This window comes from Mesorhizobium sp. M1217 (assembly GCF_040318275.1).
Taxonomy (GTDB): Bacteria; Pseudomonadota; Alphaproteobacteria; order Rhizobiales; family Rhizobiaceae; genus Mesorhizobium.
Window position 1 is genome coordinate 236,788 of record NZ_JAMYMA010000002.1, and the last position, 20,870, is coordinate 257,657.

General features: G+C 63.6%; 19 protein-coding genes. 2 read left to right on the top strand and 17 right to left on the bottom strand.

What is annotated here, in order from left to right; all coding sequences use genetic code 11:
- Positions 1-140 precede the first annotated feature (140 nt).
- The 8 genes from NKH37_RS03885 to NKH37_RS03920 all read right to left on the bottom strand — a co-directional run bounded on the left by NKH37_RS03885 (position 141) and on the right by NKH37_RS03920 (position 8,804).
- Positions 141-488, bottom strand: coding sequence for a DUF6867 family protein (locus NKH37_RS03885; protein ID WP_023719656.1), 348 nt, complete (start codon positions 486-488; stop codon positions 141-143).
- Between the two features lie 17 nt (positions 489-505).
- Positions 506-1,234 (bottom strand): ABC transporter ATP-binding protein, encoded by a 729-nt coding sequence (locus tag NKH37_RS03890; protein ID WP_023719657.1) that lies wholly within the window; start codon positions 1,232-1,234, stop codon positions 506-508.
- The gene (locus tag NKH37_RS03895) at positions 1,234-2,745 is read right to left on the bottom strand and encodes an ATP-binding cassette domain-containing protein (protein WP_023719658.1); all 1,512 of its coding nucleotides are present in this window, start codon (positions 2,743-2,745) and stop codon (positions 1,234-1,236) included. Before NKH37_RS03895 ends, NKH37_RS03890 begins: the two co-directional genes overlap by 1 nt.
- On the bottom strand, positions 2,745-4,340 hold the full coding sequence (gene livM / locus NKH37_RS03900) for a high-affinity branched-chain amino acid ABC transporter permease LivM (protein ID WP_352480943.1): 1,596 nt from the start codon (positions 4,338-4,340) through the stop codon (positions 2,745-2,747). The genes NKH37_RS03895 and livM overlap by 1 nt, the downstream gene beginning before the upstream one ends.
- Before the next feature lie 4 nt (positions 4,341-4,344).
- Positions 4,345-5,247 carry a branched-chain amino acid ABC transporter permease gene (locus tag NKH37_RS03905; RefSeq protein WP_023719660.1) on the bottom strand — a complete coding sequence of 301 codons (903 nt, stop codon included), beginning with the start codon at positions 5,245-5,247 and terminating at the stop codon, positions 4,345-4,347.
- 334 nt (positions 5,248-5,581) lie between these two features.
- Entirely contained in the window at positions 5,582-6,583 is a 1,002-nt protein-coding gene (locus tag NKH37_RS03910; protein ID WP_023719661.1) for a 4-hydroxyproline epimerase, read from the bottom strand.
- A 28-nt stretch (positions 6,584-6,611) separates the two neighbouring features.
- On the bottom strand, positions 6,612-7,862 hold the full coding sequence (locus NKH37_RS03915) for an NAD(P)/FAD-dependent oxidoreductase (RefSeq protein ID WP_352815015.1): 1,251 nt from the start codon (positions 7,860-7,862) through the stop codon (positions 6,612-6,614).
- A gap of 48 nt (positions 7,863-7,910) precedes the next feature.
- Positions 7,911-8,804: a dihydrodipicolinate synthase family protein gene (locus NKH37_RS03920; protein ID WP_352999084.1), complete on the bottom strand. Its 894-nt coding sequence runs from the start codon at positions 8,802-8,804 to the stop codon at positions 7,911-7,913.
- Between the two features lie 103 nt (positions 8,805-8,907).
- Between NKH37_RS03920 and NKH37_RS03925 the strand changes: the two genes are divergently transcribed.
- Positions 8,908-9,561 (top strand): GntR family transcriptional regulator, encoded by a 654-nt coding sequence (locus NKH37_RS03925; protein ID WP_023719664.1) that lies wholly within the window; start codon positions 8,908-8,910, stop codon positions 9,559-9,561.
- A 14-nt stretch (positions 9,562-9,575) separates the two neighbouring features.
- Here the strand turns inward: NKH37_RS03925 and NKH37_RS03930 are convergent, their stop codons facing one another.
- From NKH37_RS03930 to NKH37_RS03940, 3 genes are all read right to left on the bottom strand, one after another.
- Complete coding sequence (locus NKH37_RS03930; RefSeq protein ID WP_352480947.1) at positions 9,576-9,890, bottom strand: hypothetical protein; 315 nt, start codon at positions 9,888-9,890, stop codon at positions 9,576-9,578.
- Positions 9,891-10,195: 305 nt separating this feature from the next.
- A complete protein-coding gene (locus NKH37_RS03935) occupies positions 10,196-10,495 on the bottom strand; it encodes a hypothetical protein (protein WP_023719666.1) in 300 nt (99 codons plus the stop codon).
- 307 nt (positions 10,496-10,802) lie between these two features.
- The gene (locus tag NKH37_RS03940; protein ID WP_023719667.1) at positions 10,803-12,299 is read right to left on the bottom strand and encodes a CoA-acylating methylmalonate-semialdehyde dehydrogenase; all 1,497 of its coding nucleotides are present in this window, start codon (positions 12,297-12,299) and stop codon (positions 10,803-10,805) included.
- Positions 12,300-12,674: 375 nt separating this feature from the next.
- Between NKH37_RS03940 and NKH37_RS03945 the strand changes: the two genes are divergently transcribed.
- Positions 12,675-13,556 (top strand): LysR family transcriptional regulator, encoded by an 882-nt coding sequence (locus NKH37_RS03945; protein WP_352480948.1) that lies wholly within the window; start codon positions 12,675-12,677, stop codon positions 13,554-13,556.
- 38 nt (positions 13,557-13,594) lie between these two features.
- Here NKH37_RS03945 and NKH37_RS03950 read toward each other — a convergent pair whose 3' ends face one another.
- The 6 genes from NKH37_RS03950 to NKH37_RS03975 form a co-directional block, all read right to left on the bottom strand.
- A complete protein-coding gene (locus NKH37_RS03950; RefSeq protein ID WP_352494141.1) occupies positions 13,595-14,851 on the bottom strand; it encodes a D-amino acid dehydrogenase in 1,257 nt (418 codons plus the stop codon).
- Positions 14,852-14,989: 138 nt separating this feature from the next.
- Entirely contained in the window at positions 14,990-16,159 is a 1,170-nt protein-coding gene (alr, locus tag NKH37_RS03955) for an alanine racemase (RefSeq protein ID WP_353003875.1), read from the bottom strand.
- A gap of 29 nt (positions 16,160-16,188) precedes the next feature.
- The gene (locus NKH37_RS03960) at positions 16,189-16,710 is read right to left on the bottom strand and encodes an RNA pyrophosphohydrolase (RefSeq protein WP_352480951.1); all 522 of its coding nucleotides are present in this window, start codon (positions 16,708-16,710) and stop codon (positions 16,189-16,191) included.
- A 1-nt stretch (position 16,711) separates the two neighbouring features.
- Entirely contained in the window at positions 16,712-17,923 is a 1,212-nt protein-coding gene (locus NKH37_RS03965) for a divergent polysaccharide deacetylase family protein (protein ID WP_353003876.1), read from the bottom strand.
- Positions 17,924-18,117: 194 nt separating this feature from the next.
- Positions 18,118-19,443 (bottom strand): S41 family peptidase, encoded by a 1,326-nt coding sequence (locus tag NKH37_RS03970; protein WP_023719673.1) that lies wholly within the window; start codon positions 19,441-19,443, stop codon positions 18,118-18,120.
- A complete protein-coding gene (locus NKH37_RS03975) occupies positions 19,444-20,787 on the bottom strand; it encodes a murein hydrolase activator EnvC family protein (RefSeq protein ID WP_352494137.1) in 1,344 nt (447 codons plus the stop codon).
- Between the last annotated feature and the right edge of the window lie 83 nt (positions 20,788-20,870).

Sequence of the window (20,870 nt, forward strand, 5' to 3'; positions counted from 1 at the left end):
GTAAAACGCTCCCATTTACGGAGTGGGCGTTGGATGATGCTTTCATGCGATGCCCACTTTTACTCGCAGAAAACGTACTTTGCCGATTTTCAGGCACTTGTCACGCCGATTCATCCCCGAAACGGCGTTAATCATGAACGTCAACCTTTCGGCTTCCAGCTCAAAACCGATGCTCTTTCATAGAGCCAATTATACTGTGTCACCATCTGGTTTGTGCGCGTGTATTGATAGCCGATGAAGCCCAATATCATCAGTACGATCGTATCCACGATATAGTAATGCAGCGAGAACATCGTGCCGCCGAACAGCGCGTGATGAATGAACCTTACGCCAATGCCAAGGCCGAGCATGTAGGCGAACAATTGGAGGAAGCTGCGCCATGTCTGGGCGCTGGCCTTGCCGGTCATCCATGCCGCCCAGCCGCCGAGCAGGCAGGTGACGAAGAAGAACTGCCAGATCGAGGGTTCCTCGTAGAGAATGCCCTGCATGATGAAGTCTCCTGAACTCAGTGGTGGCCGCCTTCGAGATAGGCGGCGCGCACTTCCGGATTGGCGAGCAGCTCCTTGCCGGTGCCGCTCATCGTCACATTGCCGTTGACCATGACATAGCCGCGCGTCGCGAGCTTCAGCGCGCCGAAGGCGTTCTGCTCGACCAGGAACACTGTCAGCCCTTGGGTCCGGTTCAACTCGCGGATGGCGTCGAAGATCTGCTTCACGATCAGCGGCGCCAGGCCGAGCGACGGCTCGTCGAGCAGGAGCAGCTTCGGCCGTGCCATCAGCGCACGCCCGATCGACAGCATCTGCTGTTCGCCGCCCGACAGGGTGCCGCCGCGCTGGGCGATGCGTTCCTTCAGGCGCGGAAACAGCGTGAACACCTTCTCGACGTCCTCGTCGTAATGCTTGAGGCCGTCGAGGCTGGCGCCCATCTGCAGGTTTTCCATCACCGTCATGCGCGGGAAGATGCGCCGGCCCTCCGGCGACTGGGCGATCCGCATGCGCGCGATCTCATGCGTTGGCATCTGGGTAATATCGGTGCCGGCGAAGGTGATCGTGCCCGCCCGGGCCCGCGGAGCACCAAAAATGGTCATCATCAGCGTCGACTTGCCGGCGCCGTTGGCGCCGATCAGCGCCACGATCTCGCCCTGCCTGACGGTGACGTCGACACCGTTCAGCGCCCTGATGTTGCCGTAGTAGGTCTGGACGCCTTTGATATCGAGCAGCGTTGTGCCGGCCATCACTTGCGCCCTCCGCGCTTGCCCGCAGGTGCGGCAGCAGTCTTGCCGGCAACTGTTTTCGCAGTTTTCCCGGAAGCGTGGCTCGTTTCCACTTTCCCGGCGTCGACGCGGCGCGAAAATTCCGTCTCCTTGCCGGCGGCGAGAAGCTTGGCCTGACCAACCCAGTCCTCACGGGCGATGCGTCCGTCGAAGGCGAGATAGGCCTCGACGGCCGCGACGTCGGCTTTCTTCCATGCCGCGATCTGGTCGAAATGGAAGATGCCGTGCTGGTTAAGCTTCTTCTCGTTGACCGTGCCGATGCCCTTGATGCGGGTCAGATTGTCGGCCTCGCCGCCACGTGGCGCTGTGAGCCGGTTCGAAACGCCCGCGACCTTCGACTTGGCCGGCGCCTTAGCCGTGGAGGGTTTCGCGGTCGGCTTAGCTGCAGCGGGTTCCGCCTTGGCCGGGGGAGCGGCGGCTTGCGCTGCTGCCTTGCTTGCCGCGGCACTCGACTTTGCATCGAACTGCCCGGCTTTCGAGGCGCCTTTCGACACGGTCACGCGCTCGCCCTCGCTGTGGCCGATCGTATCGGTCACCGGTCCGGCGAGATACGAAGACGATGTGCCTGGGCCGTGCGCGGAATCGGGACCGGTGTCCAATTGCTCGATGACGTCCTCGTCGCCGACTTCGGTCAGTACCGTCTCGACTTCCTCGTCTTCGACGCCGAGATAGGCAGCGATGACGCGCGGGTCCGTGCGTACCGAATGCGGGCTGCCGTCCGATATCTTGCGCCCGTATTCGAGCACCACGACGTGGTCGGAAATCTGCATGACCACCGCCATGTCGTGCTCGATCAGCAGGATCGAGGTGCCGGTGTTGTCTTTGATGTCCATCAGCAGCGCGTTGAGCGCCATTGATTCTTTCGGATTGAGGCCGGCAGCCGGCTCGTCGAGGCAGAGCAACTCCGGACCCGTGCACATCGCCCGCGCGATCTCGAGGCGTCGTTGCGCGCCATAGGGCAGGTCGCCGGCCGGGTCGTCGGCACGGTCGACGAGATCGGCCTTCTCCAGCCAGTGCCTGGCCAGTTCGACCGACTCGGCCGATGCCTTCCGGTAGCCGCTGAAGCCGAACAGGCCGAGCACGGTGTAGCCGGACGCCTTCATCAGCTTGTTGTGCTGGGCTACCAGCAGGTTCTCGAGCAGCGTCATGCCCGAGAACAGGCGGATGTTCTGAAAGGTGCGCGCCACCTTGGCGCGTGCCGGGATTTCATGGTTCGGCAGGCGTTCGAGCAGATAGCTCGAGCCGTCGCGCCTATTGAGCGTGAGCATGCCTTCCGACGGTTTGTAGAAACCGGTGATGCAATTGAACACCGTGGTCTTGCCGGCGCCGTTCGGTCCGATCAGCGCGGTGATCTCGCCGCGCTTGGCCTGGAAGGAGAGATCGCCGATGGCGACCAGACCGCCGAATTTCATCGACAGATGGTCGACCTGCAGGATGGCATCGTTCATGGGAGATGGGTTCGTATCACTCATCAGCCGTGGCCTTCCTTGGTGAAGGAGCCGGATACGGCCTTGCTCTTCTTGAGGAAGGCTGTCGGTTCACGGCTGCCGACGAAGCCGCGCGGCTTCCACAGCATGACGATGACCATGGCCATGCCGAATAAAAGCATGCGGTAGAGTTCCGGGGTGAAGTCGGGGCCGAAGACCTGCTTCAGGAAATCGAGTTCGCGCAGCACCTCCGTGCCGCCGATCATCACCATGGCGGCGACGGCGATGCCAACCAGCGAACCCATGCCGCCAAGCACGACCATAGCCAGAATGATGGCCGACTCCAGGAAGATGAAGGATTCGGGGCTGACGAAACCTTGCCGTGCCGCGAAGAACGAGCCGGCGAAGCCGCCGAACATGGCGCCGGTGGCAAAGGCAGTGAGCTTGGTGGTGGTGGTGTTGATGCCGAGCGAGCGGCAGGCGATCTCATCCTCGCGCAGCGCTTCCCAGGCGCGGCCGACAGGCATGCGCCTTAGCCTTATCGTGACGAAGGCGGTGAGCAGGCAGAGCCCCAGGATCAGATAGTAGAGGAATATCTTGTAGTAGGCGCTCGATGTGGCGATATCCAACACCTTGGCGATATAATTCGGATCCGAAACGTTGAACGTCATCAGGCCGAAAAAGGTGACCTTGGGGATGCCGGAGATGCCGGCCGAGCCGTTCGTAACCTCGCGCCAATTGATCAGCACGAGACGAATGATCTCGCCGAAGGCAAGCGTCACGATCGCCAGATAATCGCCGCGCAGACGTAGCACCGGAAACCCGAGCAATACCCCCCAGAAGGCGGCCATGGCGCCGGCGGCGGGCAGCAGGATCCAGAACGACAGGCCAAAATGCGTGCCGAGCAGCGCATAGGCATAGGCGCCGACCGCGTAGAAGGCGACGTAGCCGAGATCGAGCAGGCCGGCGAGGCCGACGACGATGTTCAGCCCCCAGGCCAGCATCACATAGATCAGGATCTGGATGCCGAAATTGTCGACCCATTTCAGTGAACCCTGGAACCCGCCGGCCATCGACCCTGCGTACACGGCAAGCACCGCCACGACGATGATCGGGTAGAGCGCCAGTGCGGTTATGCCCAACGCCGAGAAATGGGCGAGGATGAAGGTGCGGAAATAGAACAGCACCGAGGCCAGCGCATAGATGATCGCCAGCGCCCGCGCGAAGCGCGCATAACCGGCGAGACCCGGCCCCAGCAAACCATCGAGCGAGCCGGCCAGCAGCGCCAGCACAGCCACTACGACGACGGCAGCAATGAAATACGGCAACCGGAAGAACCGCGTCGCCACGCTTTCCGGCAACAGCCCCGTGGCGATGTCGGCAATCTTCTGGTTGGCCAGGAAGGGCTGGCCGTAGGCAACGTAGAGAAAGCGGCCGAGCATGGTGGCGATCACCACGGCGGCGAGCAGGCCCCAGCGCTGTACGAGGATCAGCTCGTTGGAGATGTTCTGATCGGTCCGCAGGCCGATGAACAGCACGAACAGGCCGAGCGCGATGGCACCAGCATAAAGCGCCTCGCGCGTGGCGCGTTGCACTGGGGTGGCGACGACGCCGCGCTCCGGAGATACAGTGACCGCCATGACCTCAGACCTTTTCGACTTCTGGCCGGCCCAATATGCCGGAAGGCAGGAAGATCAGGACGATCGCCAGGATGGAGAAGGCGGCGACGTCCTTGTAGTCGATCGAGAAATAAGCCGACCACATGCTTTCGATGAAGCCGATCATCAGCCCGCCGAGCACGGCGCCGGGCAGCGAGCCGATGCCGCCGAGCACCGCCGCGGTGAACGCCTTCACGCCGGGCGTGAAACCGTCGGAGAAGGCGATGACGCCGTAATACATCAGGAACAGCGTGCCGGCGACGGCAGCAAGGGCCGCACCCATGACGAAGGTGATCGAGATGGTGCGGTCGACGTCGATGCCAAGCAACGCCGCCATCTTGCGGTCCTGCTCGCATGCCCTTTGCGCCCGGCCCAGTGAGGTCTTGTTGACCAAATACCAGAACAGCGCCAGCAGCAGCGCGGTGACGATGACGATGATGATCTGCTTCAGCGATACGCTGATGCCCTCGATGTTGTAGACCGTGGACACCATCGGCGGGATCGGCTTGTTGCGCGGCCCTTGCGTCACCTGGACGAAGTTCGACAGGGCGATCGACATGCCGATCGCGGTGATCAGCGGCGCCAGCCGGAACGAACCGCGCAAAGGCCGGTAGGCCACCTTCTCGATCGTCCAATTATACAGGCTGGTCAGCAGCATCGCGACGATCATCATGATCAGCAGCGCGATCACCACCGGCAAGGAATAGAACAATGCGCCGAGAATGAGGAAAACGATGAGGGCGGTGAATGCCCCGACCATGAAGATGTCGCCATGGGCAAAATTGATCATGCCGATGATGCCGTAGACCATCGTATAGCCGATCGCTATCAGCCCATAGATCGATCCCAGCGTCAGCCCATTGATAAGCTGCTGGACAAAATACTGCATGCTGTCGTGGCTCCCCTGGAATGTCGCCCATGCAGACGCATTCCTTTTCGTATTTCCCCTAGTCGTAAAGTTTCGAGCCCGGATTGCAACGTGATTTTTCGATGGCTATGCGTGTTTTCGCCGCACGCCGTCCGATTGCCCGTTTTATTCCCGTCCGGCCCCTGGACCATCGCGGACCCTACCATTGGCCTAACGCAATGTCTTTGACGATTCAACCGCACCATGCGCCTCGTTTCGAAGAAATCGCCGTCAAAATAAGTTGATGAGCGGGATCGTTGCGTCGTTGATCGCAATCCGTTTACGCTCTCTTTTTTCCCCTGCGTCAGCGTTTTTTCTATTTGACGACGAAGCCGTGCGCGAACGGGTCGCGGTCGTCGATGAAGATCGTGTTCAATCCGGTCATCCGTGCCCAGCCGCCGATCGACGGAATGATCGCCGGCTTGCCGGCGACGGTGACCTCTTTTTCCACCCTGCCCTTGAACAGCGAGCCGATGATCGATTCATGGACGAAGTCGTCGCCAACCCCAAGCTTGCCCTTGGCGTGAAGCTGCGCCATCCGCGCCGAGGTGCCGGTGCCGCAGGGCGAGCGGTCGATCGCCTTGTCGCCGTAGAAGACGGCGTTGCGGGCATCGGCTTGCGGGTTGGTCGGCGCACCGGTCCACAATATGTGCGACAGCTTGTCGATGCCGGGATTCTCCGGGTGGACGAAGGAATATTTCTCGTTGAGCCGCTGCCGCACCACCGGGCTCCAGGCGATCAGCTCGCCCGCCGAATGGTCGGCCATGTCGCGATAGTTCGTTTGCGGTTCGACGATGGCGTAGAAATTGCCGCCATAGGCGACATCGACGCTGATCTCGCCGAGCCCGGGGCATTCGACCGTCAGTCCCTCGGCATAGAGGAAGGACGGCACATTGGTGATGCGCACCTCCTCGACATAGTCGCCGACCTGCTTGTACTCGGCGACGACCAGGCCCGCCGGCGTATCCAGCCTGAGCACGCCCGGCGTCTTCGGCTTGATCAGCCCATGTTCGACGGCAAAGGTCACAGTGCCGATTGTGCCGTGGCCGCACATCGGCAGACAGCCGGAGGTTTCGATGAACAGGATGGCGATGTCGCAATCCTCGCGCGTCGGCGGATAGAGGATCGAGCCGGACATCACGTCATGGCCGCGCGGCTCGAACATCAGCCCGGTGCGGATCCAGTCATATTCGGCCAGGAAATGCGCTCGCCGCTCCATCATCGTCGAGCCGTTGAGCAGCGGTCCGCCGCCGGCGACCAGCCGCACCGGATTGCCGCAGGTGTGGCCGTCTATGCAGAAGAAGGAATTCTTGGCCATGCCGGCTCCCAACTGAATGTCTTCGATCTCAAAACCGTTGCGGACTGAACGGACCGAGATCGAGCGATGGACTCTGCCCGAGAACGAGCTCACGGATCAAGCGTCCGGTCGCCGCGGCCTGGGTCAGGCCGAGATGACCATGGCCGAAGCCATACACCACCGACGGCGTTTTTTGCGACCGCCCGATCACCGACAACGAATCCGGCAGCGACGGCCGGAACCCCATCCATTCGCGGCCATTGGCCGGATCCAGCCCTGGCAGGAATTTTTGCGCCTTTTCGAGCAGTGCTTTCGAGCGCGCATAATTGGGCGGCCTTTCGAGGCCGCCGAGCTCGACCGCGCCACCGACGCGCAGGCCGGTCTCGAGCGGCGTGATGACAAAGCCATGCCCGGAGAAGATCAATTGCCGCTTTACGTCGAACGCAGTCTTCGGCAGCGTCGTGTTGTAGCCACGCTCGGTCTCCAGCGGGATGCCGTCGCCGAGATGTCTCGCCAGCAGATGCGACCAGGCCCCGGCAGCGATGACGACATGCTTTGCCCGACGCGTCGTACCGTCGGCCATGGTCAGGATCGCGTCGCCCTGTCCCGCCTCGATACGCTCGATCCGGGCCTTTTCGAACCCCGCGCCCAACCTCTCGGCATAGGCCCATAAGGCCTTTCCAAGCAGCTTGGGGTCGGCGACGGTCTTCCACCCCGGCACGAACGTGCCCCTGGCGAAGCGCGGCGACAGGCCGGGCTGCAAGGCGGCGAGAGCGCTGCCTTCGACATGGTTGAAGCCGATGCCGAAGCGCTGCCTTGCCGCCCAGCCGGGCAGCGACGCCTTGAACTCGGCCTCGCTTTCGTAGAGTTCGAGCGAGCCGTCCTCGTGCAGCATCGGCCGTGTGCCGGAACGGTCGAGCAAGCCCATCCATTCCGCCTCGGCGAGCTTCATCATCCCGGCCTGCGCGGCAAGGCCGGCTTCATAGCGGTCGCTTCGGCCGGCCCGCCAGAAGCGGACCAGCCAAGGCAACAGCTTCGGCAAATAGGCGGGCGGAATGCTGAGCGGGCCGAGCGGGTCGGCGAGCCATTTCGGCAGCTGCCTGATCATGCCCTTGTGGGCGAGCGGCAGCACGTCGGAGAAGGCAAAGGCAGCGGCATTGCCGGAGCTGGTTTCCTCGCAGATCCCCGTCCGATCGAAGATCGTGACGTTTCGCCCCGCCTCGGCCAGAAAGGCGGCGGCGCAGATGCCGATGATGCCGCCACCAATGATGGCAACATCGAGCGTAGCATCATCATTCATTGCCATGCGCCGCGCTGCACATCTGCAAATAGCCTCAAAGTGACTGGATCAGAATGTCGGCAGCTCTGGCCGCACCGCCAGCGCATCCCTGACGATCTTTTCGACAGCCTTGCGGCGCTCGCCCGACAATGGCTGGCGCGGCATGCGCACCCGGTCATTGGTATCGATGGCGAAGACTTCCGCGAGCTTGATGTTCTGCACCAGATAGGTCGATACGTCGAGATCGAGCAGCGGCCGGAACCAGCGGTAGATCTTCAGCGCCTCCTCACGGCGGCCCTGTCTCATCAGCTGGTAGATAGCGACCGTCTCGCGCGGGAACGCGGTGACCAGGCCCGCCACCCAGCCGATAGCGCCGACCGACAGCGCCTCGAAGGCGAGATTGTCGACGCCGGTGAACAAATCGTAGCGGTCGCCGAGGCGGTTGATGATCTCGGTCGAGCGGCGGATATCGTCGGAGGACTCCTTGATGGCGACGAAGCGCTGGTCCTTCGCCAGTTCCTCCATCTGGTCGACGGTGACGTCGACGCGGTAGGCAAACCGGTTGGAGTAGATCATCACCGGCAGGTCGCCGGCCGCGGCGACGGCGCTGAGTGCCGCGACTGTCTCCTCGGCATTGGTATGGTAGATCGGGCTCGGCACCACCATCAAACCGTTGGCGCCTTCTTTTGCGGCGCGGCGCGCGATCGTCGCCGCCTCGCGTGTGCCGGCTTCGTTGACCGTCAACAGCACCGGTTTGTTGCCGGCGATCTTCTGCGCGGTCTTCAGCACCTCGATCTTTTCGTCATGCGACAGCATCGGTCCTTCGCCAAGCGAGCCACAGACGATGATGCCGTCGCAGCCGGCCTCCATCTGCAGCGCAAAGCAGCGCTCCATCTCGGCATGGTCGAGGCGATCATCCTCGGTGAATTTGGTCGTAACGGCGGGGAAAACTCCGGCCCACATGTCGGTTGCTCCATCTGATATATCAGTCGTATATTTCTTAAGAAGCCGGCTGTCAACGTTGAATCTGATATGATATATCAAAAATATATCAGGAGACGCCGCATTGGTATATGACAACCCAGGCTCCGAGCCGGCGACTGCGAAGGCCTACCGCAGGCTCGAGCATATGATCGTAACGCTCGAACTGGCGCCCGCGAGCTTCATCACCGAGGGGGCGCTGATCGACAGGCTCGGCCTTGGCCGCACCCCGGTGCGCGAAGCGATCCAGCGGCTGGCCTGGGAGGGGCTGCTCGAGGTCCGGCCGCGTGCCGGCATTGCCATTGCCCCGCTTCACCCTGGCGACTGGCTGCGCGTCCTCGACGCCCGCCGCGGCGTCGAGGTCGTGCTTGCCCGCTCGGCCGCCCGCTTCGTCACCCGCGAGGCCGCCGACCTGTTTCATGACGCAGCGCTGGCCATGCAAAAGGCCGTGATTTCGGAAAATGTTCTTTGCTTCATCCAAGCCGACAAGGCGCTTGATGAGGCGCTGGCGCTGGCTGCAGACAACCCGTTCGCGGCGCGCCTGGCGGCGCCCTTGCAAACCCACAGCCGCCGCTTCTGGTTCCGCTACAAGGCCGATACCGGCTTGGCCGAATCCGCCGAGCACCATGTCGCATTGATCCGCTCGATCCTCGCCGGCGACGAAGAGGCCGCGGCCAAGGACGCCAAGCGGCTGATGGCGTTGCTGCGCGGCCACGCTGAGGCAGCTGCTACGCGCTGACGCCGCCCGCTCCCTCATGAGTTTTGGCCGGGCAGGGCCTCCACGCTTTCCCAATTTTCGCCGGCTGCGACAATGCAGCTTCTGCCGGCGACGTCGGTCACGATGACCGTCCAGCTTCCGCTATCGGCGACAAAAACTTCCATGACCGCCTCCTGACCGATCAGTCCGAGAGCAAACTGTCTTTCCTGGAAATTCTCGGCCAGGTGGGCGACGAGGTCGCCATGTTCAACGCAGTATTGATATTGGGCGCTTGCGGCATTCGTACCCACCGCGAATAAGCCAGCAAAAGCTACGGTCTTCACCCATCCTAACAGCGATTTGCGTGCCATAGGGCACCTCCTTTGCCATCACGATCCGGCAAAGGGAGGTGATTGACGGCCTCATTTTGCCGGAGCGATCCAGGCCGGTTCCGACGTCATCATCGCGTCGCTCCTTTCCGTGTTCCGGTCTGCCGCCAGCGGGAACGATTCTGGATGTTCTCGCTATGTTCCATATATGGTATCGCTAACGAAAAATAGCAAGCCGTGCGCGCCTCAAGCGGGCGCGGGGAGATCCGTTTCAAGGTCGCCGAGAATAAGGCCGCAGCCCGGCTGTCGTGCCGAGGCTGCGGCCAGGTGAATAGGAAAGGCCTACTTCAGGTACCGGGCAGCGCCGCTATCGTCATCGCGCTCTCCCAGCCTTCGCCGACTGAAATCACGCAGCTTTGACCTTTTGTATCGCTGGCGAGGATGGTCCAGGTGCCCTTGTCGGAAACGAAGACTTCAAGCACCACATTCGGATTGACGACGCCAACCGCGCTCGGGTTTTCATGAAACTTCTCGCCGAGCGCCTTGACCATATCGGCGCGTGCCGCGCATTGCTCGGCAGCCATTGCCGGGATGGCGGAAAGCGCCGCCGTTGCCGCGCAAGCTATGATCGCCATGAGACGTGTCATCTGACATCTCCTTTGCGCCGGACGATATCCCCCGGAGCCGTCACCAGCGCCGTTGGTTGATCTGCCAGCTCCTCCTTCGCGGCAGGACTGCAACCTAAGAGGATTGCTGCCTTCTTGGTTCCATCACATTCGTGTTCATGCCGATGAAGACGGCGACAAAAAAGGCCCGGGCTCCAAGCCCGGGCCTTTTCTTGCTTTCTGCGATTTGGATCAGTTCACCGTCGGGATGACGAACTCGGCGCCGTCCTTCACACCGGCCCGCGCGCCCGCAGCCGAAGCGAGGACGCGCAGACAGGAAACCGTCCGGCTAATTCATCGTCGGGATGACGAACTCGGCGCCGTCCTTCACGCCGGACGGCCAGCGCGACGTCACAGTCTTGGTCTTGGTGTAGAAGCGGAACGCGTCCGGCCCGTGCTGGTTGAGGTCGCCGAACGAGGACGCCTTCCAGCCGCCAAACGTATAGTAGGCGATCGGCACCGGGATCGGCACGTTGATGCCGACCATGCCGACCTGGACTCGTGAGGCGAAGTCCCGCGCCGCATCGCCGTCGCGGGTGAAGATGGCGACGCCATTGCCCATCTCGTGCTCGTTGGCAAGCTTGATGGCGTTTTCGTAAGTCGGCGCGCGCACCACCGACAGCACCGGCCCAAAGATCTCTTCCTTGTAAATGCGCATGTCGGCAGTCACGTTGTCGAACAGGCAGCCGCCCATATAGTAGCCGTTCTCGTAGCCCTGCATGGAAAAGCCGCGGCCATCGACCACCAGCTTGGCGCCTTCCTTGACGCCGGTGTCGACATAGGATTTGACCCGCTCCAGCGCCTGCGCCGTGACCAGAGGGCCGAAATCGGCGGAAGAATCCGTCGACGGACCGACCTTCAGGCTCTCGACGCGCGGCACCAGTTTTTCCATTAGCCGGTTGGCGGTGTCGTTGCCGACCGGGACGGCCACCGAGATCGCCATGCAGCGCTCGCCGGCCGAGCCGTAGCCGGCGCCGATCAGCGCGTCGACGGTCTGGTCCATGTCGGCATCGGGCATGATGATCATGTGGTTCTTGGCGCCGCCGAAGCACTGCACGCGCTTGCCGGCCGCGCAGCCGCGCGAATAGATGTACTGGGCGATCGGTGTCGAGCCGACGAAACCGATAGCCTTGATGTCGGGATCGTCGAGGATGGCGTCGACCACTTCCTTGTCGCCGTTGACGACATTGAGGATGCCCGCCGGCAGGCCGGCCTCGATGAACAGTTCGGCAATCCGCATCGGCACGCCCGGATCGCGCTCCGACGGCTTGAGGATGTAGGCATTGCCGCAGGCGATGGCCGGCGCGATCTTCCATAACGGGATCATCGCTGGAAAATTGAACGGCGTGATGCCGGCGACGACGCCGAGCGGCTGGCGCATCGAATAGACGTCGATGCCGGGGCCGGCGCCATCGGTGAACTCGCCCTTCATCATATGCGGCGCACCGATGCAGACCTCGACCACTTCGAGGCCACGCTGGATGTCGCCCTTGGCGTCGGCGACGGTCTTGCCGTGTTCGCGCGCCAATATCTCGGCCAGCGCATCATACTCCTTGGCGACCAGCTCGAGGAACCGCATCAAGACGCGCACGCGCCGCTGCGGGTTGGTTGCCGCCCAGCCGGGCTGTGCCGCCTTGGCGTTTTCGACCGCTGCGCGCAATTCCGCCTGCGAAGCCAACGCCACCGTGCCACGCACCGTGCCGTCCATCGGCTGCATGACGTCCTGCTTGCGGCCGCTGGTTCCGGCGACACGCTTGCCGCCGATGAAATGACCGTATTCGATCATGGTCTCTCTCCCTGGTTCGTGATGAGGCATTGTCCGCCTTTGCGGGAGCGATGGCAACGCGAGTGAAAACGCAACCGTTGTGCAGAAAATAGATAGCGGCGCGCGATTGTGCATCAAATGGCGCAAATGGTAGGGAGTGTACTCCTATCGCTTGGATTGCTGAGTTGAGTTTCTTCACACCCCCCTGTGTCCTGCCGGACATCTCCCCCGCAAGGGGGGAGATTGGCGACTTCGGCCTTACCGCCCTTTTTGCGACGTTGGAGATTGGCGAAAGCCGACCGGACATCCGATCTCCCCCCTTGCGGGGGAGATGGCCGGCAGGCCAGAGGGGGGTGGGCGGGAACACGGCGCTCTTTATCGAAACGGACCATCCCCATGAACTGGGATGACGTTCGCATCTTCCTTGCCGTGGCGCGCGCCGGCCAGATCCTCGGCGCCGCCAGGCGGTTGGAGCTCAATCACGCGACCGTCTCGCGCCGCATTGCCGCCCTCGAGGATGCATTCAGGACAAAACTGTTTCGCCGGCTTACCACCGGCAGCGAGCTGACGCCGGCAGGCGAACGTTTCCTCGAAATCGCCGAACGCATGGAGGGCGACATGATCGCCGCGCGCTCGACCGTTTCAGGCGAAGGCGACGACGTTTCGGGCACCGTGCGCATCGGCGCGCCGGACGGTTTTGGCGTCGCCTTCCTGGCCAGGCGCCTCGGCGCGCTGACCGCTCTGCACCGTGAACTCACCATCCAGCTGGTGCCGGTACCGCGCTCCTTCTCGTTATCCCGGCGCGAGGCCGACATTGCCATCACCGTCGAACGGCCGACGGAAGGCCGGCTGGTGGCGGGAAAGCTGGTCGACTACACGCTCGGCCTGTTCGCGTCGCGGGCCTACGCCGACACGCATGGCCTGCCCGGAAGCGCCGCCGAGCTGGGCCAGCACACGCTGATCGGCTACGTGCCGGACCTGATCGTCAGTCCCTCGCTCGACTACGCGGCCGAATTCAGCGCCGACTGGCGCACCAGCTTCGCCATTTCCTCAGCGCTCGGCCAGGCCGAAGCGGTGCGTTCCGGCGCCGGCATCGGCATACTGCACACCTTCGTTGCCCACTCGATGCCGGAGTTGGTGCCTCTCGATATCGTCGCACCCATCCGCCGCGCCTACTGGCTGGTCTATCATGAATCGGTCAGGCCGCTGCGCCGCGTTCAGATCGTCGCGAGCTTCATCACCAAGGCCGTCGAACGGGATCGGGGATTGTTCGCGTGAGATCTATCGGCCGCTGGCTGTCTTAGCTGCTGGGGGTCTTACTTGGCGTATCGTCCCGGCCCGAGATCGCCGACGTCGATGTCTGGCACCCGGCTGGAGATGATGTCGGCCAGAACCTTGGCCGAGCCGCAGGCCATGGTCCAGCCGAGCGTGCCGTGGCCGGTATTGAGATAGAGATTGGAGAAATCGGTGCGCCCGATCAGCGGCGGCCCGTCCGGCGTCATCGGCCGCAGCCCGCACCAGAAGGTGGCCGACCGCATGTCGCCGCCGCCCGCGAAAAGGTCGCCGACCGAATGTTCGAGCGTGCGGCGCCGCGATTCGTGCAGCCGCATGTCGAAGCCGGAGATTTCCGCCGTGCCGCCGACCCGGATACGGTCGCCGAGGCGGGTGATCGCCACCTTGTAGCTCTCGTCCATCACCGTCGACACCGGCGCGGCGGCGGCGTCCTTGATCGGCAGGGTGATCGAATAGCCCTTGACCGGGTAGACCGGGATGGGCCGCTTCAGCATGCGCATGAACCGCGCCGAATAGCTGCCCATCGCCATCACATAGGCGTCAGCGACCATCCAGCCCTTGCTGGTGCTGATGTTGGTGATGCGATCGCGCTTCTTGACGACGCGCCGTATCTCCGTGTCGTATTCGAAGGTGACGCCGCGTGCCGCGCAAAGCTCCGCAAGCCTGTCGGTGAACATCTTGCAGTCGCCGGTTTCGTCGCCGGGCAACCGCAGGCCACCGACGAATTTCTCGCGCACGCCAGCCAGCGCGGGCTCGGCAGCAATGCAGCCGTCGGGGTCGAGGACCTCATAAGGGACGCCATAGGTCTTCAGCACCTCGACATCGCCGCCGACGCCATCGAGCTGCTTTTGCGTTCGGAAAAGCTGCAGCGTACCCTTGGCGCGCTCGTCATAGGCGATGCCGGTCGCCTCGCGCAGCGCCTTCAGCGTGTCGCGGCTGTATTCGGCCAGCGGCACCATGCGCGCCTTGTTCAGCGCGTAGCGTTCAGCCGTGCAATTGCGCAGCATCTTGACCAGCCATATCCACATATGCGGATCGAGCGCCGGCCGCACCACCAGCGGACCATGCTTCATCAACAGCCATTTGACGGCCTTCAGCGGAACGCCGGGCCCGGCCCAGGGCGAGGCATAGCCGGGCGAGATCTCGCCGGCATTGGCAAAGCTGGTTTCCAGCGCCGGGCCTTTCTGGCGGTCGATCACCGTCACCTGATGGCCGGCCTCGGCAAGAAAATAGGCGGTGGTGACCCCGATCACACCGCCGCCCAGCACGAAGATCTTCATCGCTTAGTTCTCCGCAACGGCGTCTCGTCAGGGTTCGGGTCCGGGATCATCGCCGCCTTCTGTCTGCCGGATTCTGCGGCGTCCGCCAAGTGCCGATGCTGAGGGAAACGACATGCGTGAGGACAACAAGCTTGCGTCCTAGCCATTCACATAGCGCCGGTGGAAGCGGTGGCCGAGGCTGGTCAAGACCTCATAGCCGATGGTGCCGGCCTGGCCGGCTACCTGGTCCACGGTCTGCGACGACGGCTCGATCAGTTCGACGAGGTCGCCGGCCTTCAGCTTGCCGGGCGGCAATGCGGAAATGTCAAGGATGATCGAATCCATCGAAACCCGGCCGATGAAGGGCAGCCGCACATTTTCGAACCAGGCAGCGGAAGCGGCGCGTCGATGCCAGCCATCGCCGTAGCCGAGCGAAATCGTCGCCGCGGCAAGCGGGGCCTTGGTGTGGAAAGTGTGGCCGTAGCCGACACCGGCGCCGGCCTCCAGCATCCGCGTCTGGATGACCTTGGCTTGCAATCGCACCACCGGCAGCATCGGGTTGTCCTTCGCCGGCGTCGGATTGATGCCATAGAGAGCGGCACCCGGACGAACGAGGTCGTAGTGATAGCGCTGCCCGAGAAAAATGCCTGATGAATTGGCAAGCGACGCCGGCGCTCCCGGCAGCATCCGGCGCAGCCGTTCGAATTCCAGCCGTTGCTGCTCGTTGGCCGGTTGCTCGGGTTCGTCGGCGCAGGCGAGATGGCTCATCACGAAGGTCAGTTCGACACCATCGAAAGCCTGCGGATCCTGCGCGATGGCTTTCACCTCCTCGGGCGCCATGCCGAGCCGCGACATGCCGCTGTCGACCTGGACGGCGGCAGGCAATTTATGGCCCACCCGCCCGGCCATCTCGCGCCATACCGCAAGTTGGCTGGCGCTGTTGACGACAGTGCAAAGCCCCGCCGCAACCGCTTCCCGTTCCGCACCTGGCGGAATGCCGTTCAGCACGTAGATGGCCGGGTCTGAGCCGAGCGCCTTGCGCAGCAAGACGCCGCCGGCCAAATGCGCGACGAAGAAAATATCACAGCCTTCAGCCATCAGCGCCGCCGCCACCGGCGCCGCGCCAATCCCGTAACCGTCGGCCTTGACCACTCCGGCACAGCTGACGCCGCCCAGACGCGCCTTCAGCCGCCGGTAATTCTCACGGACGGCGCCAAGATCGACGGTCAGGATCGCCCCCGCCGCCGCTTCGCTGATCGGCTCACTCGGGGCGCCGGCCTGCGGTAGAGAGACGGTCTGCGGAAGGGATTTGCTGGAGATGTCGGTCATGCCGACCTGTTTTAGCGGAAGGCCGGCGGCTACGCCACCAGGTGCCGGAACGCTGCCACCACGTCTTCGTAGACCTTGCGCTTGAACGGCACGATCAGACCGGGCAGTTCCAGCATCGGCCGCCACGCCCACCGGTCGAACTCGGCCTTGTGGCCACCCGGCGGCGGATTGATTTCGATCTCGCTTTCGTCACCGTGGAAGCGGAAGGCAAACCATTTCTGCGTTTGGCCGCGATATCGTCCCTTGAAGGCGACGCCGACCAGATGGGCCGGCAGGTCGTATTTGATCCAGTGCGGCGCCTCGGCCAGCAGCGACACCGAGCGCATGCCGGTCTCTTCGTAAAGCTCGCGCTCCGCCGCGGGCAGCGGCTCCTCGCCATCGTCTATGCCGCCCTGTGGCATCTGCCAGAGCTGCGTGGTTCCAGCGAATTCGCTGTCCGGCTCGGCAATGCGATGGCCGACCCAGACCATGCCATCGCCATTGAGGACCATCACCCCTACGCAGGGCCGGTAGGGCAGTGTCTCGGCGTCAACGAGCTTGTTCTTTGCCATGTCAGCCTTTTTCCGGATCTATGGCCACCGCCGAAATCGGCACGATCTCGATGCCGCGCTTCTTGGCCTCGGTCACCCAGGACGACACGGTATCGACTGTCAGGTCGAAGGCCGAGCCGATGCCGACGGCAAAGCCTTTCGCCCGTGCCGTCGCTTCCAGCCCATCCAGTTTCTTCAATATGGCGCCGCGGTCCTGCACCGCGTCGATCGCCGTATCGCCGCCGACGAACGGCACGCCGTCCTTCAGCGCCAATTCGGATGCCAGGCTGCGCGCCGACGAACCGTCGTCGACATAGGCCAGACCACGCTTGCCAAGCTCGGCCATCAACGGCCCCATCGCCGTCGCGTCGGCCGAAAAGCGGGCGCCCATATAGTTCATGACGCCGGTGTAGTTGGTCGTTCGCGACAGCGCCCAGCGTAAATTCTTCAAATTCTCGTCCGGCGCCGCTGCCACGGTCAGCGTGTTACGGCCGGGGTTGACGTTCGGATAGTCGAACGGCTCGAGCGGCACCTGCATGATGACCTCATGGCCGCCTTGCCGCGCCACCTGCATCCAGCGGCCGATGCTGTTGCCTTGCGGCGCGAAGGCCAGCGTCACTTCCGCCGGCAGCTTGGCGATGGCTGCCTGCGTGCCGGTCTGCGACACGGCAAGCCCGCCGATGACGAGCGCCACGCGTGCACCGCGTGCGCCGGACCACGGCCGCGCATAGACATCGAACGGGCGCCGGCCGTCGGCGGCGCGGATCGGCAGCGGACCGGTCTCGCTGGCCTCGATCAGCGCCTTGTCGGGAATGTGCGCGATCCTGAGGTTCTGGCCGATCGTCGAAGGGTCGCGGATGACAATGGCCGCCTTGGGCGGACCGTCGCCCTCTTCGGTCTGGACATGGATGATCTGCGGACCGCCCATCTTCCCGCTTGTCGTTTGTTCGCCCGTCTTCTGTTCGCTTGCGTTGCTTGGCGCTTCCGTTGCGGGCGTCGCCTTGGCCGGCGCCGCGGCGGGATCCGCCGCTGCCGGCATCTTCGGCGTCGAAACGGCGACTTCTTGCGGCTTGCGGAACGGCTTGTCGCGCAAGGCGATCGCGCCGGAAACGCCGACCACGGCCAGCACGACAAGCGCGGCCGCGACTGCACCGGCGCTGATCCCGCTGCCTGCGCGCGGCGGCCGGATCGCCTGTCCGAGAGGTCGTTCTATGTCCTTGCCGATATCAGCCAAGCCCGCACCCCCGGCGCGCATCTCCGAAGTGGAACCTCCGGAGGCGCAAATCCAAAATGTCGGCGCGTCCCCTCGCTTCACTGGACGCGCAGCATGCCGGCCACGGCCCCGAATCAAACTGCCGGAGCCTCGCGGCCCCGGCAGCATCGCATCGCTTCGCTCAGGCAGCCAGACCTGTTTGGCCCGGCTTGCCCTTACTGGTTCAACACGGCCTTTTGCGGATTCGGCGGGAACGCCGGATCGGTCTTCTGGCCGCGCAGCAGCTGCTCGGCATAGATGAGCTGCAAATCGTCCTTTGGCTCCGGCGGCACATAGGCTGCCGAGCCCGAACCGGTCGTGCCTTCGTCGGCGCCCTTGATATGGCCCTTGAGGTCCGATTCGCCGCGCGTCAGGTCCCTGCCCTGCAGTTCCGCCGGCAGCGGCTGGTCGACCTTGATATCGGGCGTGATGCCCTTGCCCTGGATCGACTTGCCGGACGGCGTGTAATAGAGCGCCGTCGTCAGCCGCAGCGCCCCGTTCTCGCCAAGCGGAATGATGGTCTGCACCGAACCCTTGCCGAAGGACTGCGTGCCGACCACCGTGGCGCGGCGCAGATCCTGCAGCGCGCCGGCAACGATTTCCGAGGCACTGGCCGAGCCGCCATTGACGAGCACGATCAGCGGCTTGCCGCCGATGTCGTCGCCGGCCCGCGCGTCGAAGCGGGTGACGTCCTTCGGATCGCGGCCGCGCGTCGAGACGATCTCGCCACGGTCGAGGAAGGCATCCGACACACTCACCGCCTGGTCGAGCAAACCGCCCGGATTGAGGCGCAGGTCGAGCACGTAACCCTTGAGCTTGTCGTTCGGCACCTGCTTCTTGATGGTGTCGATGGCATTCTCGAGGTCGTCATAGGTCTTTTCGGTAAAGGAGGTGATCTTCATGTAGCCGATGTCGTTTTCGACCCGGAACTTCACCGCCTTTACCTTGATGATGTCGCGCACGACCGTCAGTTCGATCGGCTTGTCGGCGCCCTGGCGCAGGATGGTGAGCTTGATCGGTGTGTTGACCAGCCCGCGCATCTTCTCGACGGCGTCGTTGAGGGTCAGGCCGCGAACCTCCTCGCCGTCGATCTTGGCGATATAGTCGCCGGCGAGCACGCCAGCCTTGGCGGCCGGCGTATCGTCGATCGGCGTGATCACCTTGACCAAGTCGTTCTCCATGGTGACCTCGATGCCGAGGCCGCCGAACTCGCCCTTGGTCTGCACGCGCATGTCCTGCGCTTCTTCGGCATTCATGTAGGAGGAGTGCGGGTCGAGCGAGGACAGCATGCCGTTAATGGCATTTTCGACCAGCGATTTGTCGTCCGGCGGCGTCACATAATTCGCCCGCACCCGCTCGAAGATATCGCCGAAGATCGCCAGTTGCTTATAGGTCTCGGAGCCCGCAGCCTTCGCCGTCGAGCCGGGCGCGCCATAGACCAGGCTCATCGCCGATGCACCCATCAGCGCACCGGCAAACAGAAGCGACAGTTTCCGCATCATTCACGTCCTTCCAGAAAAACGGTCCGCCCACCATGGGGCCGGATCGACGGGTTTTCCATCCTTGCGGAACTCGACATAGAGCTCCGGCGTGGCATTTCCATTCTTCGATGCCGAGGTGCTCGCCACCCGGGCCTCTCCCATCGCGCCGACCGGCTCACCTGCGAGCACCGACTGGCCAGACGCGACGCTGATTCTGCTCATCCCCGCTAGGACGACATGATAGCCGTCACCCGCATTCAGGATCAAGAGTTGACCGTAAGAGCGGAAAGGCCCCGCATAAAGCACGTTTCCATCCGCCGGCGCTGTGACGATGGCTCCCGATTGTGTCGCAACCATGTCACCGAGCATCACCGCGCCGTTACCGTCGTTGGCCCCGAAGCGCCGCTTGATCCTGCCGGTGACCGGCAGCGCGATCTGCCCTTGAAGCGCGGAAAACGGCGCAGCAGCGGTGAGCCTGTTGCTCTCCGGCACCGGCAGCGAGGCCAGTTCCGTTGGCGCCGGGGCCGATGCCGGGCCCTTGTCGGCGTCCACCGTCTTTTGCTCGGCTGCCTTGGCCGCATCCGCCGCCTTGCGGGCCCTGTCGGCCTCGAGCGATGCGATCAGCTCTTTCAGGCTGCCGGCCTTGGCCGCCAGCGTCGCGGACCGTTGCTTTTCGGCGGCCAGCGCGGTTTGCGTATCGGCGGCGAGCTTCTGCTTGGCTTCGAGCAGCATGCCGAGCCGCTTTTTTTCCGCCGCCTGCTCGCCGACCGCTGCCGTCAGCCGCGCCCGCTCGGCCTCGATCGAGGCCGTCACCCGCGACTGCTCTTTGAGATCGGCCAGCAACATGTCGGTCTGCTGGCGCAGTTCCGGCACCACGGCACCGAGCAGGATGGCGCTGCGCACCGACGACAATGCGTCCTCCGGCTTGACCAGGATCGCCGGCGGCGGATTGAGCCCCATGCGCTGCAGCGCGCCGAGCACTTCGGCCAGAACGTCACGTCTGGCGGCCAGTGAGGCGCGTATCTTCTGCTCCTGCGCCTTCAGCCCTTCCAGCTTGCCGCCAATGTCCTCGATGTCCTGGCCGAGCTTCTGCTCGGTCATCGCCGACTGGATCAGTGCCGCGGTGATCGAGGCATGGTCCTTCTTGACCGCCGCTATGTCGGCGGCGAGCTTGGCCAGCCGCTCGGACGACAGCGTGATCTCTTTCGATACCTTTTCGTATTCGGCGCGGCTCTGGTCCGGGTCCGGCGCCAGGTCGAGCGTGTTCTCAGCCCGCGCGATCCCGAGCGAAACCACGATCACCGCCGCTGCGATGCCGTAGCGCACGCGCCAGGAGCCCGTTCGTGATTTCCAGTCTTCAGACATTGAAGCCCAACTCTATGCGCGGCTTCGTTAACGAACCATCAACCATGTTCGAGCCCGGCCGCCATCCGCAAACCCCTATGAGC